18 protein-coding genes and 2 pseudogenes are annotated in these 16,738 nt (G+C 70.0%); 6 read left to right on the top strand and 14 right to left on the bottom strand.

Features of this window, described 5'->3' with window-relative positions; all coding sequences use genetic code 11:
• From MKK75_RS07720 to MKK75_RS07700, 5 genes and pseudogenes are all read left to right on the top strand, one after another.
• A pseudogene (locus MKK75_RS07720) lies at positions 1-168 on the top strand (chemotaxis protein); the annotation flags it as partial.
• Positions 169-181: 13 nt separating this feature from the next.
• Positions 182-2,467 (top strand): response regulator, encoded by a 2,286-nt coding sequence (locus tag MKK75_RS07715; RefSeq protein WP_244042009.1) that lies wholly within the window; start codon positions 182-184, stop codon positions 2,465-2,467.
• A gap of 14 nt (positions 2,468-2,481) precedes the next feature.
• Positions 2,482-3,531, top strand: a complete 1,050-nt coding sequence (gene cheB / locus MKK75_RS07710; RefSeq protein ID WP_244042011.1) for a chemotaxis-specific protein-glutamate methyltransferase CheB — start codon at positions 2,482-2,484, stop codon at positions 3,529-3,531.
• Positions 3,528-5,246 carry a response regulator gene (locus tag MKK75_RS07705; protein WP_244042008.1) on the top strand — a complete coding sequence of 573 codons (1,719 nt, stop codon included), beginning with the start codon at positions 3,528-3,530 and terminating at the stop codon, positions 5,244-5,246. The genes cheB and MKK75_RS07705 overlap by 4 nt, the downstream gene beginning before the upstream one ends.
• Complete coding sequence (locus tag MKK75_RS07700) at positions 5,243-7,129, top strand: response regulator (protein ID WP_244042007.1); 1,887 nt, start codon at positions 5,243-5,245, stop codon at positions 7,127-7,129. Before MKK75_RS07705 ends, MKK75_RS07700 begins: the two co-directional genes overlap by 4 nt.
• Before the next feature lie 447 nt (positions 7,130-7,576).
• Here the strand turns inward: MKK75_RS07700 and rplQ are convergent, their stop codons facing one another.
• The 5 genes from rplQ to rpsM all read right to left on the bottom strand — a co-directional run bounded on the left by rplQ (position 7,577) and on the right by rpsM (position 11,145).
• Positions 7,577-7,987, bottom strand: a complete 411-nt coding sequence (rplQ, locus tag MKK75_RS07695) for a 50S ribosomal protein L17 (protein ID WP_244042006.1) — start codon at positions 7,985-7,987, stop codon at positions 7,577-7,579.
• Between the two features lie 200 nt (positions 7,988-8,187).
• Positions 8,188-9,207 carry a DNA-directed RNA polymerase subunit alpha gene (locus tag MKK75_RS07690; RefSeq protein WP_010686165.1) on the bottom strand — a complete coding sequence of 340 codons (1,020 nt, stop codon included), beginning with the start codon at positions 9,205-9,207 and terminating at the stop codon, positions 8,188-8,190.
• A gap of 108 nt (positions 9,208-9,315) precedes the next feature.
• Positions 9,316-10,188, bottom strand: a complete 873-nt coding sequence (locus tag MKK75_RS07685) for an MBL fold metallo-hydrolase (protein ID WP_244042005.1) — start codon at positions 10,186-10,188, stop codon at positions 9,316-9,318.
• Between the two features lie 25 nt (positions 10,189-10,213).
• Complete coding sequence (rpsK, locus tag MKK75_RS07680; RefSeq protein ID WP_007557606.1) at positions 10,214-10,603, bottom strand: 30S ribosomal protein S11; 390 nt, start codon at positions 10,601-10,603, stop codon at positions 10,214-10,216.
• 173 nt (positions 10,604-10,776) lie between these two features.
• Positions 10,777-11,145, bottom strand: a complete 369-nt coding sequence (rpsM, locus tag MKK75_RS07675; RefSeq protein ID WP_091789266.1) for a 30S ribosomal protein S13 — start codon at positions 11,143-11,145, stop codon at positions 10,777-10,779.
• Positions 11,146-11,395: 250 nt separating this feature from the next.
• Between rpsM and MKK75_RS07670 the strand changes: the two genes are divergently transcribed.
• Complete coding sequence (locus tag MKK75_RS07670; protein WP_244042004.1) at positions 11,396-11,758, top strand: hypothetical protein; 363 nt, start codon at positions 11,396-11,398, stop codon at positions 11,756-11,758.
• A 10-nt stretch (positions 11,759-11,768) separates the two neighbouring features.
• Here the strand turns inward: MKK75_RS07670 and MKK75_RS07665 are convergent, their stop codons facing one another.
• From MKK75_RS07665 to MKK75_RS07625, 9 genes and pseudogenes are all read right to left on the bottom strand, one after another.
• Positions 11,769-11,990 carry a hypothetical protein gene (locus tag MKK75_RS07665; protein ID WP_244042003.1) on the bottom strand — a complete coding sequence of 74 codons (222 nt, stop codon included), beginning with the start codon at positions 11,988-11,990 and terminating at the stop codon, positions 11,769-11,771.
• A 52-nt stretch (positions 11,991-12,042) separates the two neighbouring features.
• On the bottom strand, positions 12,043-12,366 hold the full coding sequence (locus tag MKK75_RS07660; protein WP_244042010.1) for a type II toxin-antitoxin system RelE/ParE family toxin: 324 nt from the start codon (positions 12,364-12,366) through the stop codon (positions 12,043-12,045).
• On the bottom strand, positions 12,363-12,614 hold the full coding sequence (locus MKK75_RS07655) for an antitoxin (protein ID WP_244042002.1): 252 nt from the start codon (positions 12,612-12,614) through the stop codon (positions 12,363-12,365). The genes MKK75_RS07660 and MKK75_RS07655 overlap by 4 nt, the downstream gene beginning before the upstream one ends.
• A 148-nt stretch (positions 12,615-12,762) precedes the next feature.
• Positions 12,763-13,365: an adenylate kinase gene (locus MKK75_RS07650; protein ID WP_244042001.1), complete on the bottom strand. Its 603-nt coding sequence runs from the start codon at positions 13,363-13,365 to the stop codon at positions 12,763-12,765.
• Between the two features lie 168 nt (positions 13,366-13,533).
• Positions 13,534-14,880 (bottom strand): preprotein translocase subunit SecY, encoded by a 1,347-nt coding sequence (gene secY, locus MKK75_RS07645; RefSeq protein WP_244042000.1) that lies wholly within the window; start codon positions 14,878-14,880, stop codon positions 13,534-13,536.
• A gap of 154 nt (positions 14,881-15,034) precedes the next feature.
• Positions 15,035-15,538, bottom strand: a complete 504-nt coding sequence (gene rplO / locus MKK75_RS07640) for a 50S ribosomal protein L15 (protein WP_244041999.1) — start codon at positions 15,536-15,538, stop codon at positions 15,035-15,037.
• Between the two features lie 10 nt (positions 15,539-15,548).
• Positions 15,549-15,740 (bottom strand): 50S ribosomal protein L30, encoded by a 192-nt coding sequence (gene rpmD / locus MKK75_RS07635; protein ID WP_056531230.1) that lies wholly within the window; start codon positions 15,738-15,740, stop codon positions 15,549-15,551.
• An 11-nt stretch (positions 15,741-15,751) separates the two neighbouring features.
• On the bottom strand, positions 15,752-16,339 hold the full coding sequence (gene rpsE / locus MKK75_RS07630; protein WP_043355033.1) for a 30S ribosomal protein S5: 588 nt from the start codon (positions 16,337-16,339) through the stop codon (positions 15,752-15,754).
• A 236-nt stretch (positions 16,340-16,575) separates the two neighbouring features.
• Positions 16,576-16,701, bottom strand: a pseudogene (locus MKK75_RS07625) (50S ribosomal protein L18); the annotation flags it as partial.
• Positions 16,702-16,738: the final 37 nt, after the last annotated feature.

Raw genomic sequence — 16,738 nt, 5'->3', positions numbered from 1 at the left:
ACGAACCAGCAGCAGCTCGGGATCGAGCAGGTGATGGGCGCGCTCCAGAACATCCGGCAGGCGAGCCAGCAGACCGCGGCCGGCACGCGGCAGGTGGAATCCGCCTCGGCCAACCTCACGGAGCTCGCCCAGGCGCTGATGGCGCTCGCCGAACGCTACCGGCACTGAGGCCGGCGGCGTCTTGGCCCAGGACATCCGCCAGCTCCTGCTCGCCGCCTTCGATGTCGAGCATCGGGAGCACGTCGCGGCGATCCGCGGGGCGCTCGGCAGCGCGGCACCGGACTGGAACGACGTGTTCCGCCGCGCCCACAGCCTGAAGGGGGCATCGCGCGCCGTCGATTTGCCCGCCGTCGAAGCGGTCGCCCATCGGCTTGAGACTCTGTTCGAGAAGGTCCGGACCGACGCCGCCGCCCTCGATCGGGAGGCGGCCAACGCCGTTCAGCTCGCCCTCGACCGGATCGAATCCTACGTCGCCGGCCTACAGGACGGGACCGGGCCGGGGATGCCACCGGACGCCCTGACGGCCCTGGGACGGGTTCTCGGGCTGCCGGAAGAAGTGGCGGCCGCCAAGCCCGTCGCCAAGCCTGCCGCCAAGCAGATCGCCGCGCCTGTCGCCGAGCCGGCCATCGTGTCCTCCCCGCCGCCGGCCCCGTCCGGCGACCCATCCCTCGCCCCGCCCGCCCTGGAGCCGGCCCCGAAGCCCGCCGAGCCGGCCGATCCCGGTGCCGCTCTGCTGCGGGTTCCCGTGGAGGCCGTCGAGGCGATGGCCCGGGCGAGCCATGACCTCACCAGCACGCTGGCCGGGCGCACCTCGGCGGCCGAGAGCCTCGCCCGGCTGGCCGGGCTCGCCCGGACCCTGCGGGCCGGCGCGGAGGCGCTCGCCGGCGGCGCCGACACCGACAGGACCGCGTGGCGCGCCTTCGCGACCGAGGTCGGCGCCTTCGCCCGGGAGGCGTCGGACCTGTCCCGCCGCCACGCGGTGGCCAGCAGCACCATCGACGGGGCGGCCGCCCGGGTCCGCGCCGCCGCCGAGCGCCTCGCGCTGGTGTCGGCCGAGACGGTGCTCGCCCCCCTGGCGCGATCCCTGCGCGAGACCGCCCGGGAGCAGGGCCGCGAGGTCGATCTCGACCTGCGCGGCCTCGACTTGCCGGTGGAGCGCGGCACGCTCCAGGCACTGAAGGACCCGCTGCTCCACGCGCTCCGGAACGCCCTGAGCCACGGCTGGCAGAGCCCTGAGCGCCGCCGCGCCGCCGGCAAGCCCGAGGCGCTGGGGCTTGGGCTGGAGGTCGCGGTGCGCGGCGCCCGGCTTCAGGTGACGGTGTTCGACGACGGGCCGGGGCCGGACCTCGCCCGGATCGAGGCCACGGCGCGGGCGCGCGGCCTCCTGAGCCCCGAGGCTTCCGCCGACCCCGAGACCCTGCTGCGCCTCGTCTTCGAGCCCGGTTTCTCCACCGCGGAGGCGGTCGATACCCTGTCGGGGCGCGGCTACGGCCTCTCGGTGGCGGCGGATGCGGCGCGCCAGCTCCTGGGCAGCGTCCGGCTCGAGCCGCGCTCGCCCTCCGGCGCCGCCCTGGTCTTCAGCCTGCCGCTCTCGGCGGCCCGGCGCAGCCTGCTGCTGGTCGAGGCGGGCGGACGCCCGTACGCGCTGCCGGGCAATGCCGTGGAGCGCCTTCTGCGCCTCAGGCGGGATGAACTGCCGCTGGCGATGGGCCGCCCGATCCTGCGGCTCGGCGCGGGCGATTCAGCCACCAGCCATCCGGTGAGCGACCTCGCTGCGATCCTGGGCGGGACCGCCGATCCGGACGATCCCGCTGCCTTGCGCGCCGTCGTGCTGCGAATCGGCGACGGCCGCTTGGCGCTCGCCGTCGACCGCCTGCACGATGTCCGCTCGCTGCTGGTCCTGCCGGCCCCGGCCTTCGGCTCCGATCCGGGCCTGATCGCCGGCACGGCCATCCTGCCGGGCGACGTGCCGGTCCTGGTCCTCGACCCCGAAGGCCTCGCGGCGCGCGCGGCTGTCGCACCGGCGTCCGGAACGATGGGGCATACTCCACGTTCGACGACACACGCGACGGGCGATGCCGCACCGCGGCCTGCCGCCCGGGCGACCATCTTGGTCGTCGACGATTCGATCACCACCCGGACGTTGGAGAAGGGCATCTTGGAAGCGGCCGGCTACCGCGTGGTCGTCTGCGTCGACGGCCAGGACGCCCTCGATAGGCTGCGCGCCGAGGTCGAGCCCGTGGATCTCGTCCTCGCCGACGTGGAGATGCCGCGCCTCGACGGGTTCGGCCTGCTCCAGGCGCTGCGAGCCGACCCGCGCTTCGCCCGGCTGCCGACGATCCTGATGACCTCCCGCGGGGATGCCGCCGACGTCGCCCGGGGCCTGGATCTGGGCGCCGACGCCTATCTGACCAAGCAGAAGTTCGACCAGCGCCAGCTTCTCGACACGATCGGACAGTTCCTGTGACCCCGGTCCGCGTCATGCTGGTGGAAGACAGCCTCGTGGTGCGCGAGCTTTTGCGCCACATCGTCTCCCGCGATCCCCGGCTCGAACTCGTGGCCGCGGTCGCCTCCGGCGAGGAGGCGCTGGCCAAGCTCCCGGCCGTGCGGCCCGATGTGATCTCCATGGACATCCGCCTGCCCGGCATCGACGGGCTGGAGACCACCCGCCGGATCATGGCCGAGCATCCGACCCCGATCGTCGTGGTGGCGGATTCGGTCGAGGATTCCTCCCTGCGCATCTCGATGAACGCGCTTCGCGCCGGCGCCCTGTCGGTGGTCGAGAAGCCGGTCGCCACCACCCATGCCGGCTACGAGGCCGTGGCGGGCGAGATTTGCACGCAATTGCGGATCATGGCCCAGGTCCCGGTGATCCGCCGCCGCCCGATCGGCACCGAATGGGCGGGCCGCACCGCTGCAGCTTCCTACGCGCCGTCGGTCGAGCCGCTCGGCCTGGCGCCGAGCGTTCTCGGGATTGCCGCCTCCACGGGTGGCCCTCCGGCGCTCGCCCGGGTGATCGGGGCGCTGCCGCGGGACTTCTCCCTGCCGGTGCTGGTCGTCCAGCACATGGGCGCCGCCTTCATGGACGGGTTCGCGGCCTGGCTCGACAGCGTCGTCACCCTGCCGGTCGGCCTCGCCCGGGACGGGGAGCGGTCCGAGCCCGGCCGGGTCTACGTGGCCCCCGGGGACCGGCACCTGGAGCTCGGCTCCGGCCGGATCCTGCGGGTGATCGATTCGGCTCCGGTCTCGGGGCAGCGCCCGGCCGCCACCGTGCTGTTCCGCTCGATGGCCCGGCAGGCCGGGGCGTCGGGGATCGGCGTGCTGCTCACCGGCATGGGCGAGGACGGCGCCGTGGGCCTCGCCGACATGCAGGCGGCCGGCGCCCAGACGGTCGCCGAGCACGAGAGCACCGCGGTGGTCTACGGCATGCCGGCGGCGGCGGTGCGCCTCGGGGCCGCCCGCGCGATCCTGCCCCTCGACCGGGTCGCCGACCACGTCCTGCGCCTCGTCGAGCCGGGGGCGCGGCCGTGACCGAGCCCGGCCCGCTCGAGGAGCCCGCCCGGATCCTGCTTGTGGAGGATTCGGAGACGCAGGCCCTGGAATTCCGCCTGCTCCTGGAGACGCACGGCTTCGCGGTGGAGCGCTGTGCCTCGGCCGAGACCGCCCTCGACCATCTCAACCGCCAGCAGCCCGACCTCGTGGTGGCGGATTACCACCTGCCCGGCATGAACGGCGACGAGCTGATCCGGCAGATGCGCCTGTCCCTGCGCACCCGGGCCCTGCCCGTCCTGATGCTCACCGGCGGCAACGGCGGCGAGCGCCAGGGGCTGGAGAGCGGCGCCGACGCCTACCTGCCGAAATCCGCCGACCGCGACCTGATGATCCTGCGCATCCGCGCCCTCCTGCGCGAGCGCCGCCCGGCCGGCGACGGCGAGGGTCCGGGCGCGGCGGCCTTCCGGCGGGGGCGGATCCTCGTGATCGACGGCAGCGCCACCTACCGGACCTTCCTGGCCGGCCTGATGGGGCAGGACGGGCATCACGTCGCGAGTGCCGACGGCCCTCAATCCGCCTTCGCCGCCCTGGACGCGACCGACGCGGGCGAGGCGTTCGATTGCGTCACGGTCGATCTCCTGGGCCACGCCTATGACGGGCTCGCCCTGTGCCGGGCGATCAGCCAGCGCCGGGCCGGCCAAGTGGCCGGGGCCGGCTTCCACCTCGTCGGCATCGCCGGCAGCGATCCGGCCAAGGATTTCCTGGTCGAGGCCTTCGCGGCCGGCGCCGACGACGTCATCGCCAAGACCGATGCCGAGGTGCTGGCGCTGCGGGTGCGCGGCTTCGTGCGCCGCCGCCTGCTGGAGGAGGACGACCGGCGCATCGCCGGCCAGTTCGGCGAGCGCGAGCGGGCCGTGGAGCGCGCCCAAGCCGAGGCCGAGGCCGCCGAGGCCAGAGCGCGTCTCGCCGATGCCCTGGAGCGGGCCAACCGCGACCTCGCCGACGCCAACCGGCAGCTCACCGATGCGCAAGCCAAGCTGGTCCAGGCCGCCAAGATGGCCTCCCTCGGCGAGCTGGTGGCCGGCATCGCCCACGAGATCAACAATCCCCTCGCCTTCATCCTGGCCCATCAGGGCACGGTGGAGCGCCTGCTCGGGGAATTGCCGGAGGCGCCGCCCGAGGCCGCCGGTCGCCTCGTCGAGAAGGCCCGCCAGCGGGTCGGCTCGATGCGGATGGGGCTGACCCGCATCCAGGATCTCGTGCTCAACCTGCGGAAATTCTCGCGCCTCGACGAGGGCGAGCGCGCCCTGGTCAACGTGCCCGAAGCGATCGAGACCGTGCTCGCGCTGATCCAGCACAAGCTCGGCGATCGAATCGCGGTGGAGCGCGCGTTCGCCGGCCGGTTGGAGATCCACTGCACCCCGGCGCTGCTCAATCAGGTGGTGATGAACATCCTGGGCAACGCCGCCGACGCCATGCCGGAGGGCGGCACGATCCGAATCACCACCGAATCGGGCCCGGATCTCGACGAGATCCGGATCAGCGATACCGGCCCGGGCATCCCGGACGATCTGAGGGAAAAGATCTTCGAGCCGTTCTTCACGACGAAGCCGGTCGGATCCGGGACGGGGCTCGGCCTTGCGATTGCCTACAGCGTCGTGCAAGCGCATAGCGGCTCGCTCAGTGTGGAGACGGCCCTAGGTGGGGGAGCCTGCTTCGTGATCGGGATCCCGCGGCAGGCGGCCAGTGCATGAGTGACGGTGCGGCAGGTGTCGGGACAATCCTGGCCGTCGATGACGAGCCGGATATCCTGATCGCCCTGGAGGATCTGTTCGAGGATTCCTACCGGGTGCTCACGACCTCGCGCCCTGCCGAGGCGCTGGAGATCCTGCGCGCCGAGCCCGACATCGCCGTGGTGGTCTCGGACCAGCGCATGCCGGGCCTGACCGGCGACGCGCTGCTCGCCGAAGCGCGCAGCTTCCACGACGCACAGGCGATCCTGCTCACCGGTTACGCCGACATCACCGCGGTGATCGCCGCCCTCAACCGGGGTGGCATCGTCGGCTACGTGACGAAACCCTGGGATGCGGGGCTGCTGCGCTCTACCGTGCGGCAGGCCTTCGAGCGCCACCGCCTGGGCCGGGACCTCGCCACCGAGCGGGCGCTGCTACGCGGCCTGCTCGACCACGCGCAGGACGCGATCAGCTTCAAGGACGCCCAAGGCTGCTTCGTGCGGCTCAACGCTCGGAAGGCGGCCCTGCTCGGCCACGACGTCGCCGCCTGCCTCGGGCGGCGCGAGGACGAACTCATCGGTGCCAAGGGCGCGCCGATCGCCGAGGTGGACGCGGCGTCGATCCGGGCCGGCACGGTGGCCGAAGCCCTCATCAGCGACGGCCCGACCGGGGCCGAGCAGTGGACCTACGTGACCCGCGTACCGATCCGCGACGCGGGTGGCGCGATCAGCCACCTCGCGGTGATCGAGCGGGACGTGACCGAGCAGCGGACCCTGGAGGCGCGGTTGCGCCAGTCCGACAAGATGCAGGCGCTCGGCACCCTGGCCGGGGGCATCGCGCACGATTTCAACAATCTGCTGACCGCGATCCTCGGCAGCCTGGAACTCGCCGGTCCCCGGGTCGCCGACCAGCCCCGGGTCCAGCGCCTGATCGAGAACGCCCGCGGGGCGGCCGAGCGCGGCGCCTCCCTGACGAAGCGCCTTCTCAGCTTCAGCCGCGCCCACGATCTCCAGGCCCGGGCGGTGGACGTGAACGCCCTGATCGTCGGGATGAGCGACCTGTTCGGGCGCAGCCTCGGCGGCCTCGTCACCGTGCGGACCGACCTGGAGGATGGGTTGCCGGCGGTCCAGGTCGATCCCGAACAGCTCGAACTCGCCGTGCTCAACCTGTGCATCAACGCCCGGGACGCGATGCCCGAGGGCGGCACCATCACGGTGGCGACCCGGCGGCTCGACATCGCCGGGGACCCCGAAATCGCCGACGGCACCTATGTCGGCGTCAGCGTCACCGACCAGGGTACCGGTATCCCGGAGGAGATTCTGCGCCGGGTCTGCGAGCCGTTCTTCACCACGAAGGCGGTGGGCCAGGGTACCGGGCTCGGGCTCGCCATGGTGTTCGGTCTCGCCCAGCAATCGAAGGGCCGGCTGGCGATCGACAGCGAGGTCGGCCGGGGCACCCGCGTCGAACTCGCCCTTCCCTTCGCCGCCGAGGCGCCGCAGCAGGCCTCCGCTGTGGCCGGAACGGCTCCGGCTACCGGGCGGCGCGCCCGCGTGCTCATCGTCGACGACGACCCGCAGGTACGGCACGTGACGGCCTCGTTCCTCACGGGGTTCGGCCACAGCACCACGGAGGTCGGCGACGGTGAAGCGGCGCTGCAGCATCTCCAGCGCGACCGCTGCGACATCGTCGTGGCCGACCTCGCGATGCCCGGCATGAGCGGCGTCGAACTCGCCGCCGCGATCCGCGAGCGGAATCCAGGCCTACCGGTGCTGATCCTCACGGGCCATGCCGACGCGATGCAGATCCCCGAGGATCTGCCGGTCCTGGCCAAGCCGTTCCGCTCGGCCGACCTCGCCGACCGGGTCGCCGCGCTGCTCGACGCGGCGGATGCCGGATCCCGCTGAACCCTCGGGAACCGGCCGGTTGCCGGCTCATTGTCATCTTGTGGGAGCCGGAGGCTCCCGGGTTACGACGAGGAGGTGGACCATGAGCAATCACGGCATCTTCCCGCGCCGCAGGCGCGACAACGACCCGGACCAGGACGGTCCACCGGACGCGTATCAGCAGGGATAGGGGTTTTCGGACCGCGGCGCGGTCGAGTTCCCGGCCTGTTCCGAACTAGGCCGTGCGCGAGCTCCCGCGACCATCCGAGACGTGGACCCTGCTCCAGACCCGTCGGCGCGAGCCGGCGGGTTTTTTTGGATCCCCAGAACGCGAAGAAGCCGCCCCGGTGTGAGCCGGGGCGGCTTCTTCGCGTGCGAGACGGTCGAGAACGGGCGCGATGACCCTCGCTTCTCCCCCTCCCCCGCAGAGGGGGGTGGGAGAGCCTGCCGCCCCCCTTACTGACTGGATCAGGCGGCCTCGGCGACCTGGCTCGGGCCGGAATCCTTGCCGCGGGCCTCGACGTCGCGATCGACGAACTCGATCACCGCCATCGGGGCGTTGTCGCCCTGGCGGAAACCTGCCTTCATGATGCGGCAGTAGCCGCCCGGACGCCCCGCGTAGCGCGGGCCCAGCACCGTGAAGAGCTTCCTGACCATATCGGCGTCGCGAAGCTGCGCCATCGCGAGACGGCGGGTGTGCACGCTGTCGATACGGCCCAGCGTGATCAGCTTCTCGACGACGGGACGCAGATCCTTGGCCTTCGGCAGTGTGGTGACGATCTGCTCATGCTTGAGCAGCGCGACCGACATGTTGGCGAACATCGCCTTGCGATGCTCGGCGGTGCGATTGAAACGGCGGCCGCGATAACCGTGACGCATGGTGCTGGCTTCCTTCTGGTCTCGGCCGCCGTGCCACGGTACGGCCGGGTGCCCCGAGACGGGGCTGTTGCTGTCCGCGTAACCCCGCGGCGGGATTCTTTGGGACCTCGCGTCGGCTCAGCGAAGCCCCGAGCCTGGAGGAACCAAATGAGCGGCGCCGTGCGGCACCGCCCCGTTTCAGCCCGAGGCGGCTTCGCCTCTCAGTAGTGCTCCTCGAAGCGCTTGGCGAGATCCTCGATGTTCTCCGGCGGCCAGCCGGGGATGTCCATGCCGAGGTGCAGGCCCATGCCGGCGAGCACTTCCTTGATCTCGTTGAGCGACTTGCGGCCGAAGTTCGGGGTCCGCAGCATCTCGCCCTCGGACTTCTGGATGAGGTCGCCGATGTAGACGATGTTGTCGTTCTTCAGGCAGTTCGCCGAACGGACCGACAGCTCCAGTTCGTCGACCTTCTTGAGCAGCGCCGGGTTGAAGGGCAGCTGCGGCGCGAGCGGCGCGGCCTCTTCCTTGCGCGGATCCTCGAAGTTCACGAAGACCTGCAGCTGGTCCTGGATGATGCGCGCCGCGTAGGCGAGCGCATCCTCCGGCGAGACCGCGCCGTTGGTCTCGACCGTCATGGTCAGCTTGTCCTTGTCGAGATCCTGGCCCTCGCGGGTGGTCTCGACGCGGTAGCTCACCTTGGTGACCGGCGAGAACAGCGAATCGACCGGGATCAGGCCGATCGGCGCGTCCTCGGGACGGTTGCGCTCGGCCGGGACGTAGCCCTTGCCGGTGGCGACCGTGAACTCCATGCGGATCTCGGCGCCGTCGTCGAGCGTGCAGATCACGAGGTCGGGGTTCAGGATCTGGATGTCGCCCACCGTGCCGATGTCACCGGCGGTGACGAGGCCCGGGCCGGTCTTGCGCAAGGTCATGCGCTTGGGCGCGTCCGTCTGCGAGCGGATCGCGATGGTCTTGATGTTGAGGACGATGTCGGTGACGTCCTCGCGCACGCCCGGGATCGACGAGAACTCGTGCAGCACGCCGTCGATCTGAACCGAGGTCACGGCCGCGCCCTGGAGCGAGGACAGGAGCACCCGGCGCAGGGCGTTGCCGAGCGTCGTGCCGAAGCCGCGCTCCAGCGGCTCGGCGACGACGGTGGCGACCCGCTTCGGGTCGTCGCCGGTCGTGACCTGCAGCTTGTTCGGCTTGATCAGTTCCTGCCAATTCTTCTGAATGACCACGATCCTACCTCTCGTCCATGCCCGGGCTCCGCGACGTCCGGTCCCGCGCTTCGGCCGTCCGGCGCAGCCCCCTGGCGCCCCGAACGGTCCCTGAATGTCTGTCCGCTGTTACTCGCCGCCGTTCCACAGCACCGGCACGAAGCTGTAGCCAGCCCCGTCCCGGGCCACGTAGCCCAGCGCCGGGAATTCGAGATGGCCGCCGGCGATGAGTGTCCGCTCGTTTGCCGCCTCGTCCAGGATCCGCTTGCGCGTCTCCCGTGCCTGGTCGCCGTCGACATCGAAGCCGACGCCGGCCTCCGGGTTCTTGAACTGGATCGCCGGCATGTGCACCACGTCGGTCCACATCAATAGAGTCTGTCCACCGGAGACGATGCGGAAACCGCAATGGCCCGGCGTATGGCCGGGCAGGTGGACCACCGTGATCCCCGGAAGGACCTCGCCGCCCCGGTGCTCACGCACCTTGCCGGCATAGGGCGCCAGCGCCTTGCGGGCGCCCTCGAAATAGGGCTTGGCCCCCTCTGGCGCCTTGGCGAGCGCCGCGTCCGGCAGCCAGTGCGCGGCCTCGTCGGCGTGCAGCACGATCTCCGCGTTCGGGTAGCGCGCCGCGCCGTCCTTCACGAGCCCGCCGACATGGTCGGGATGCAGGTGGCTGACGAGCACCGTGCCGATGTCCTCCGGCTTCACGCCGGTGAGCGCGAGTGCCTCGCCCATTCGACCGAGGGTCGGAGCGGGCGCCAGATCGCCGTAGCCCGTGTCGATCAGAGTCGGCTTGAGGCCGGGTCCCGTGATCAGGAAGGCGTTCAGGGTGACCTTGGGCTGCTCGGTGCGGAAGCCCGCCACCTGGAGCCGCCCGGCCTCCTCCTTGGAGATGCCCGTGACCAGATCGAGGCTCGCCTGAAACCAGCCGTCGTTGAGCGCGGTGACCGTGAGGTCGCCGAGGTTCCAACGCAGCACGCCCGGTAGCGGCTTCGATCCCGTCATGAGCTTCTCCGTCAAAGGATTTCGATCAGACGCGGCGGCGCTTGCGCGGCCGGCAGCCATTATGCGGGATCGAGGTGACGTCGCGGATCGACGTCACGGTGAAGCCCGCGGCCTGGAGGGCGCGCAGCGCCGACTCGCGGCCCGAGCCCGGACCCGACACCTCGACCTCGAGGGTGCGCATGCCGTGCTCGGAGGCCTTGCGGGCAGCGTCCTCGGCGGCGACCTGCGCAGCGTAGGGGGTCGACTTCCGCGAACCCTTGAAGCCCATGGCGCCGGCCGACGACCACGAGATCGTGTTGCCCTGCGCGTCCGTGATGGTGATCATCGTGTTGTTGAACGAGGCGTTCACGTGAGCGACGCCCGACACGATGTTCTTGCGCTCGCGGCGGCGGACGCGTTGCGGTTCCTTGGCCATTCTGGTCTCACTCTTCCTTCAAGCGCGCCCGTAATGCCAGGCGCTCGGGATTCTTTTTGGAACGTGGCCGCTTAGCCCGTGCGGGGCTGGCGAGCCAAAGCCGGCCTCCCGCAGGGACACCCGGCGCGACGGTCAGGAGGCCGAGCGAAGCACGGCCTCTCCAACCGGAAATGTTACTTCTTCTTGCCGGCGATCGGCTTCGCCTTGCCCTTGCGGGTGCGGGCGTTGGTGTGGGTGCGCTGGCCACGGACCGGCAGCTGCTTGCGGTGACGCAGGCCGCGATAGGCGCCGAGATCCATCAGGCGCTTGATGTTCATCGAGACGTCGCGGCGCAGATCGCCCTCGACGAGGTAGTCGCGGTCGATCGTCTCGCGGATCGAGAGAACCTCGGCGTCGGTCAGCTGGTTGACCCGACGCTCGGCCGGAATGTTCACCTTCTGGGTGATCTCCTCGGCCTTCTTGGCGCCGATGCCGTGGATGTACTGAAGCGCGATGACGACGCGCTTGTTGGTCGGGATGTTGACGCCTGCGATACGGGCCATGATCACTCTCCATATGAGGCCCGGGGAACCGGGCTGGTGTCGTGCGCGTCCGGTGGAGGCCGGCCCCTGCGCACGTGAAACGACGACGCGGCCCGCGGGTCACCCTAGGACAGGGAACCTCGGACTATCGTTCGGCTGGACGAAGGAGGGCCTGCTAGCGCGCGTGCGGGCCGATGTCAACGATGCGCGACCGGTCCGGTGGCCGCCATGCGCTGGACGCGGGAGCGTTCACGAGGGATGGGGAGCAGGTATGTCGATTGTGACCAGCGACGGCGCGACCCTGCGGGCCTTCGCCGACGCGGTGTTGCGGATGGCCGAAGAGACGCTGGATGAGGTCGCCCCGGTGGTGATGGCGGTGATCGGCGGCATCCTGGCCGAGGCCGAGCCGGGTTCGGTCGCCCTCGAGGACGAGGATGCCGGGCCGGGGCGCCTCTGGGCGACGTTCGCCGGGCGCAGGATGGTGCTCCGCTACAATGCCATGACGGCGATGATCGAGCTGCGCGCCGACACGGCCGAAGGCTATCCGCTGCGCCTCTTCGGCCGCCGCTCGCTTCAGATGGATATCGTCAACTTCTTCGGCGGGCTGCATCGGGAGCACCGATTGAATCGGTGAGCCCTGCGCGTCAACGGAAGCGCTGATTCTGGAGCCGGCAGTAACCGCCCGTGTTCCGGTAGCCGGCCGGGCAGTGGCGGACGCAGGTGCCGGCGGCGAACTTGAGCGGCGGCCGGCAGGCGTGCCGGAACTGCTTCTGCCGATAGACGAAGGATTGGGCCGGGCTCTGGGCGTGAGCCGGGATCGCGAGGGCGAAGAGGGCGACGGCTGTGGTGAGGCTGTAGAAGGTCATTGTGGGTCCGAGTCTGTCTAAGACGCATCATCAGCCTGTGACGACGGATCGTTCAAGTTGAATCAGGTTCCTTGAGGCGGTCAGCCAGTCGCGCCATCACGTCCATACGCTCGTGAAAGATCGCCACGATGAGCGCGGGTGCGTTCTCGCGTGGCAGGCAGAAGACGTAATGATGGACGTATCGCCCCATCCGCAGCGTCGGGGCAAGAGCGCTCATCTCTCTCCAGGCACCTCGGCCAGCGGCGAGGTGAGCGATGCCGCGTTCAAGCGAAGCGGTATAGCGACGTGCCTGCGCATCGCCCCAATGATCGCGTGTAAAACGAATGATGTCGCGCAGGTCGGCCTCCGCGGCCGCCGTCAGGACGTAGCCGATCAGGCCTGACCCTCGCTCAATTCCGCATCAAGAATTTCGCTGACGGTCTTGGTGGAGAGATGCCCCGCCAGCCCTTCATCAATGCGCTTGCTGAGCAGAGCCTGCAACTCGCGCCAAGCCTGATCGGTCTCAACATCGCCGGGGAACAGGCGCTCCAACGCGTATTGCGTGATCGTCTTCCCCTGCGAGGCCGCCAGGGCCTTCAGGTTCCGATGCTGCTGATCCGACAAGTCGATGGTCAGGCGACTCATGGGACAATCTCCACACTGACACGCCCACCTTAGCACCCGTAAGGTTTCTGGCTAAGGCAGTAGGAGTGATCGCAGAGCAGCTATCTCAACTTGCCGGGCGCTATCGTACCCGTACGCGGACCCCGGCAAGGCGCCGCTTCAACGTTTGTCAGGAGGCGACCGGCTCCTCGTGCGGCTCCAGCACCGCCATCAGGTCGGCCGTCACCTTGTCGATCGGCTGCATGCCGTCGATGGTCTGCAGCATACCCTTTCCAGCGTAGTAGGCCGAGAGCGGCGCGGTCTGGGCGCGATAGGCCTCCAGGCGCTGCTTGAACACCTCCGGGGTGTCGTCCTTCCGCACGGCTTGGCCGCGGGCCAGGGTCTCAGCGGCACGATTCTCGATCCGGCCTACCAGCGCGGCCTCGTCGACCTTCAACTCGATGACTGCGGACAGATTGAGCCCCTTGCCGGCCAGCATTGCGCTGAGCGCTTCCGCCTGCGCGACGGTGCGCGGGAAGCCGTCCAGGATGAAGCCGCGGCGGGCATCCGGCTCCTCGATTCGATCGGCAACGATGCCGACCACGATCCGGTCCGAGACGAGGCCGCCCGATTCCATCACGGCCTTGGCCTCCAGGCCGACCGGCGTGCCGGCGGCCACCGCCGCCCGGAGCATGTCCCCGGTGGAGAGCTGCGGGATGCCGAAGCGCTGCACGATCCGCTCGGATTGCGTCCCCTTCCCCGCGCCGGGCGGCCCGAGCAGAATGATGCGCATGGCGTAGTCCTCGTTCGGCCCACTCCTTGTGGGCACAAGCCGCGGTGGCGAAGCCTCCCTGGCATCGCCGGGTTCGGGGATTTTCTAGCCGGTCCGGGGCTCGGAGGCACCCGGACCTTTGGCGCAAAGGTGGGAGAGACTCGGCGTTATCCCGCCTCTGTATCAGTCTCAGCGCCGACGCTGCGTAGTCGACGCGCCGCGCAGCTTGGCCTTCTTCACGAGGCCCTCGTACTGATGGGCCATCAGGTGCCCGTGGATCTGGGCCACCGTATCCATCGTCACCGAGACCACGATCAGCAGCGAGGTGCCGCCGAAGCCGAGGCTCGCCGCCGCGTAGGACGACAGGATCTCGGGGCACAGGCAGACCAGGGTCAGGTACAGGGCGCCGATCACCGTGATGCGGGTCAGCACCTTGTCGATGAAGGCCGCGGTGCGCTCGCCCGGACGGATGCCCGGGATGAAGCCGCCATGCTTCTTCAGATTGTCGGCCGTCTCCTGCGGGTTGAAGACCACCGCGGTGTAGAAGAACGTGAAGAAGATGATCAGCGCCGCGTAGAGCACCATGAATAGCGGCGTGCCGTGGCCGAGATAGGCCGTGATCGTGCCGAGCCATCCGGTGGCCCCGCCATTGGCCGAGAAGCTCGCGGCGGTCGCGGGCAGCAGCAGCAGCGACGAGGCGAAGATCGGCGGGATCACGCCCGAAGTGTTGAGCTTGAGCGGCAGGAACGAGGTCTGACCCTCGTACATGCGATTGCCGACCTGGCGCTTCGGGTAGTTGATCAGGAGCCGGCGCTGGGCGCGCTCCATGAACACGATGAAGTAGACCAGCGCCACCGCGGCCACGGCCACGCCCAGGATGATGGCCGGCGAAAGCGCGCCGGTGCGGCCGAGCTCGAGGGCGCCCGCGATCGCGATCGGCAGGTGGGCCACGATGCCGGCGAAGATGATCAGCGACGAGCCGTTGCCGATGCCGCGCGAGGTGATCTGCTCGCCGAGCCACATCAGGAACAGGGTGCCGCCGGTCAGCGTGATCACCGTCGAGGCCAGGAAGAACGGGCCCGGGTCGATCGCCGCCGAGGAGCTCTGCAGGCCGATGGCGATGCCCCAGGACTGCACCAGCGCCAGCACCACCGTGAGGTAGCGGGTGTACTGGTTGATGACCTTGCGGCCGGACTCGCCTTCCTTCTTCAGCGCCTCCAGGCTCGGGATCACCGAGGTCAGGAGCTGCACGATGATCGAGGCCGAGATGTAGGGCATGATGTTCAGGGCGAAGATCGCCATGCGCTCCACGGCGCCGCCCGAGAACATGTTGAACAGGCCGAGCACGCCGCCCGATTGCTGCTGGAAGTTGCGGGCGAACTGCTCCGGATCGATGCCGGGGATCGGGATGTACGTCCCCAGCCGGAACACCACGAGGGCGCCGAGCGTGAACCAGATGCGCTTCTTCAGCTCATCGGCCTTGGCGATCGCACCGAAATTGAGGTTGGCGGCAAGCTGCTCGGCGGCTGAGGCCATAAGCGTCGCGTCCTGGACATGTCGCCGGGCGGTCGAACCCGGATGAAACGAAAAACGGCGGCCCGCGTGGTCGCAGGGCCGCCGCTCGAAGGATCGGCTTAAAGGCTGCGCGGGGCCCGTGCAACGGGTTCCGCGGTCGCCCCCATCGCGTCCGTCAGGCCGTGGCCGCCTCGCTGCCGCCGCGGGTGGAGGCACCCTGGGCGTAGACGGTGCTGACCGAGCCGCCGGCCTTCTCGACCGCCTCGACGGCGGACTTGGAGGCGCGGGTCACCGCGAAGCTGAGCTTCGCGGTCAGCTCGCCGACGCCGAGCAGCTTCACGCCGTCGCGGGGACGGGCGATGATGCCGGCGGCGACGAGGCTCTCCACCGTCACGGTGGCGGCCTTGTCGAGCTTGCCCGCGTCGACCGCCTCCTGGATCCGGCCGAGGTTCACCTCGTTCAGGTCCTGGGCGTAGAGGTTGTTGAAGCCGCGCTTCGGCAGGCGCCGATGGAGCGGCATCTGACCGCCCTCGAAGCCCTTGATGGCCACGCCGGTCCGGGCCTTCTGACCCTTCACGCCGCGACCCGCGGTCTTGCCCTTGCCGGAGCCGATGCCCCGGCCGACGCGCATCCGGTCCTTGGTGGCGCCGGGATTGTCGCTGATCTCGTTGAGTTTCATCGGACCCTCCTCACGCCACGTCGCCGTGGACGCGCACGAGGTGCGCAACCTTGCGGATCATGCCGCGCACGGAGGGGGTGTCCTCCAGCTCGGCCACGCGGTGGAGCTTGTTGAGCTTCAGGCCGATCAGCGTCTGGCGCTGGCTGGCCTCGCGGCGGATCGGCGAGCCGATCTGCTCGATGCGGACGGTCTTCTGTGCCATCGGACCCTCCCTTACGCGACCGCGGCTTCGGACTGGTCGGCCGGGTCGGCATCGCGGCGACGCGACTGGAGCGTCGAGACCTTGATGCCGCGGCGGGCCGCCACGGAGCGCGGGCTGTCCTCGTTCTTGAGCGCCTCGAAGGTGGCGCGCACGAGGTTGTAGGGGTTCGAGGACCCCAGCGACTTGGCGACCACGTCCTGCATGCCGAGCGTCTCGAACACGGCGCGCATCGGGCCGCCGGCGATGATGCCGGTGCCCTGCGGGGCCGCCCGGAGGATCACCTTGCCTGCCCCGTGGCGTCCGTTGACGTCGTGGTGCAGGGTCCGGCCCTCGCGGAGCGAGACGCGGATCAGGCCGCGCTTGGCGGCCTCGGTCGCCTTGCGGATCGCCTCAGGCACCTCGCGGGCCTTGCCGTGGCCGAAGCCGACGCGGCCCTTCTGGTCGCCGACGACGACGAGGGCCGCGAAGCCGAAGCGACGGCCGCCCTTCACCACCTTGGCGACGCGGTTGATGTGGACGAGCTTGTCCACGAACTCGCTGTCGCGCTCCTCGCGATCATCGCGGCGGCCGCGGCCCCCGCCTTCCCGTTCACGTGCCATGTTTTTGCAACCTATCTCACTGGCGCAGATCCGAAGACCCGCTCGCTCGATTCCCTCCCACCAATCTCGGGCTTGCCCGAGATTGGCTCTTGCCTGCTCACATCGGCCAAGCCCGATCTGAGTGGGGAGGAGTTAGGGGTGGGGGTGGTGCAGGAGGCACCGTAGCGCTTGATCCTGAACCACCCCCACCTCCGGCTCCTCCCCGCAAGGGTGAGGAGAGAGGCCCGTTGGAGCCCTTAGAACTCCAGGCCACCCACGCGGGCGGCCTCGGCCACGGCCGCGATACGGCCCGGGTAGATGTATCCGGAGCGGTCGAAGATCACCTTCTGGGCGCCCGCGGCCTTGGCCCGCTCGGCCCCCAGATCGGCAGATCACACGGCTGAACTCCACTCACTCCGG

The sequence above is a fragment of the Methylobacterium sp. J-030 genome (assembly GCF_022829545.1).
Lineage (GTDB): Bacteria > Pseudomonadota > Alphaproteobacteria > Rhizobiales > Beijerinckiaceae > Methylobacterium.
This window is presented reverse-complemented; position numbering and strand designations above follow the sequence as displayed.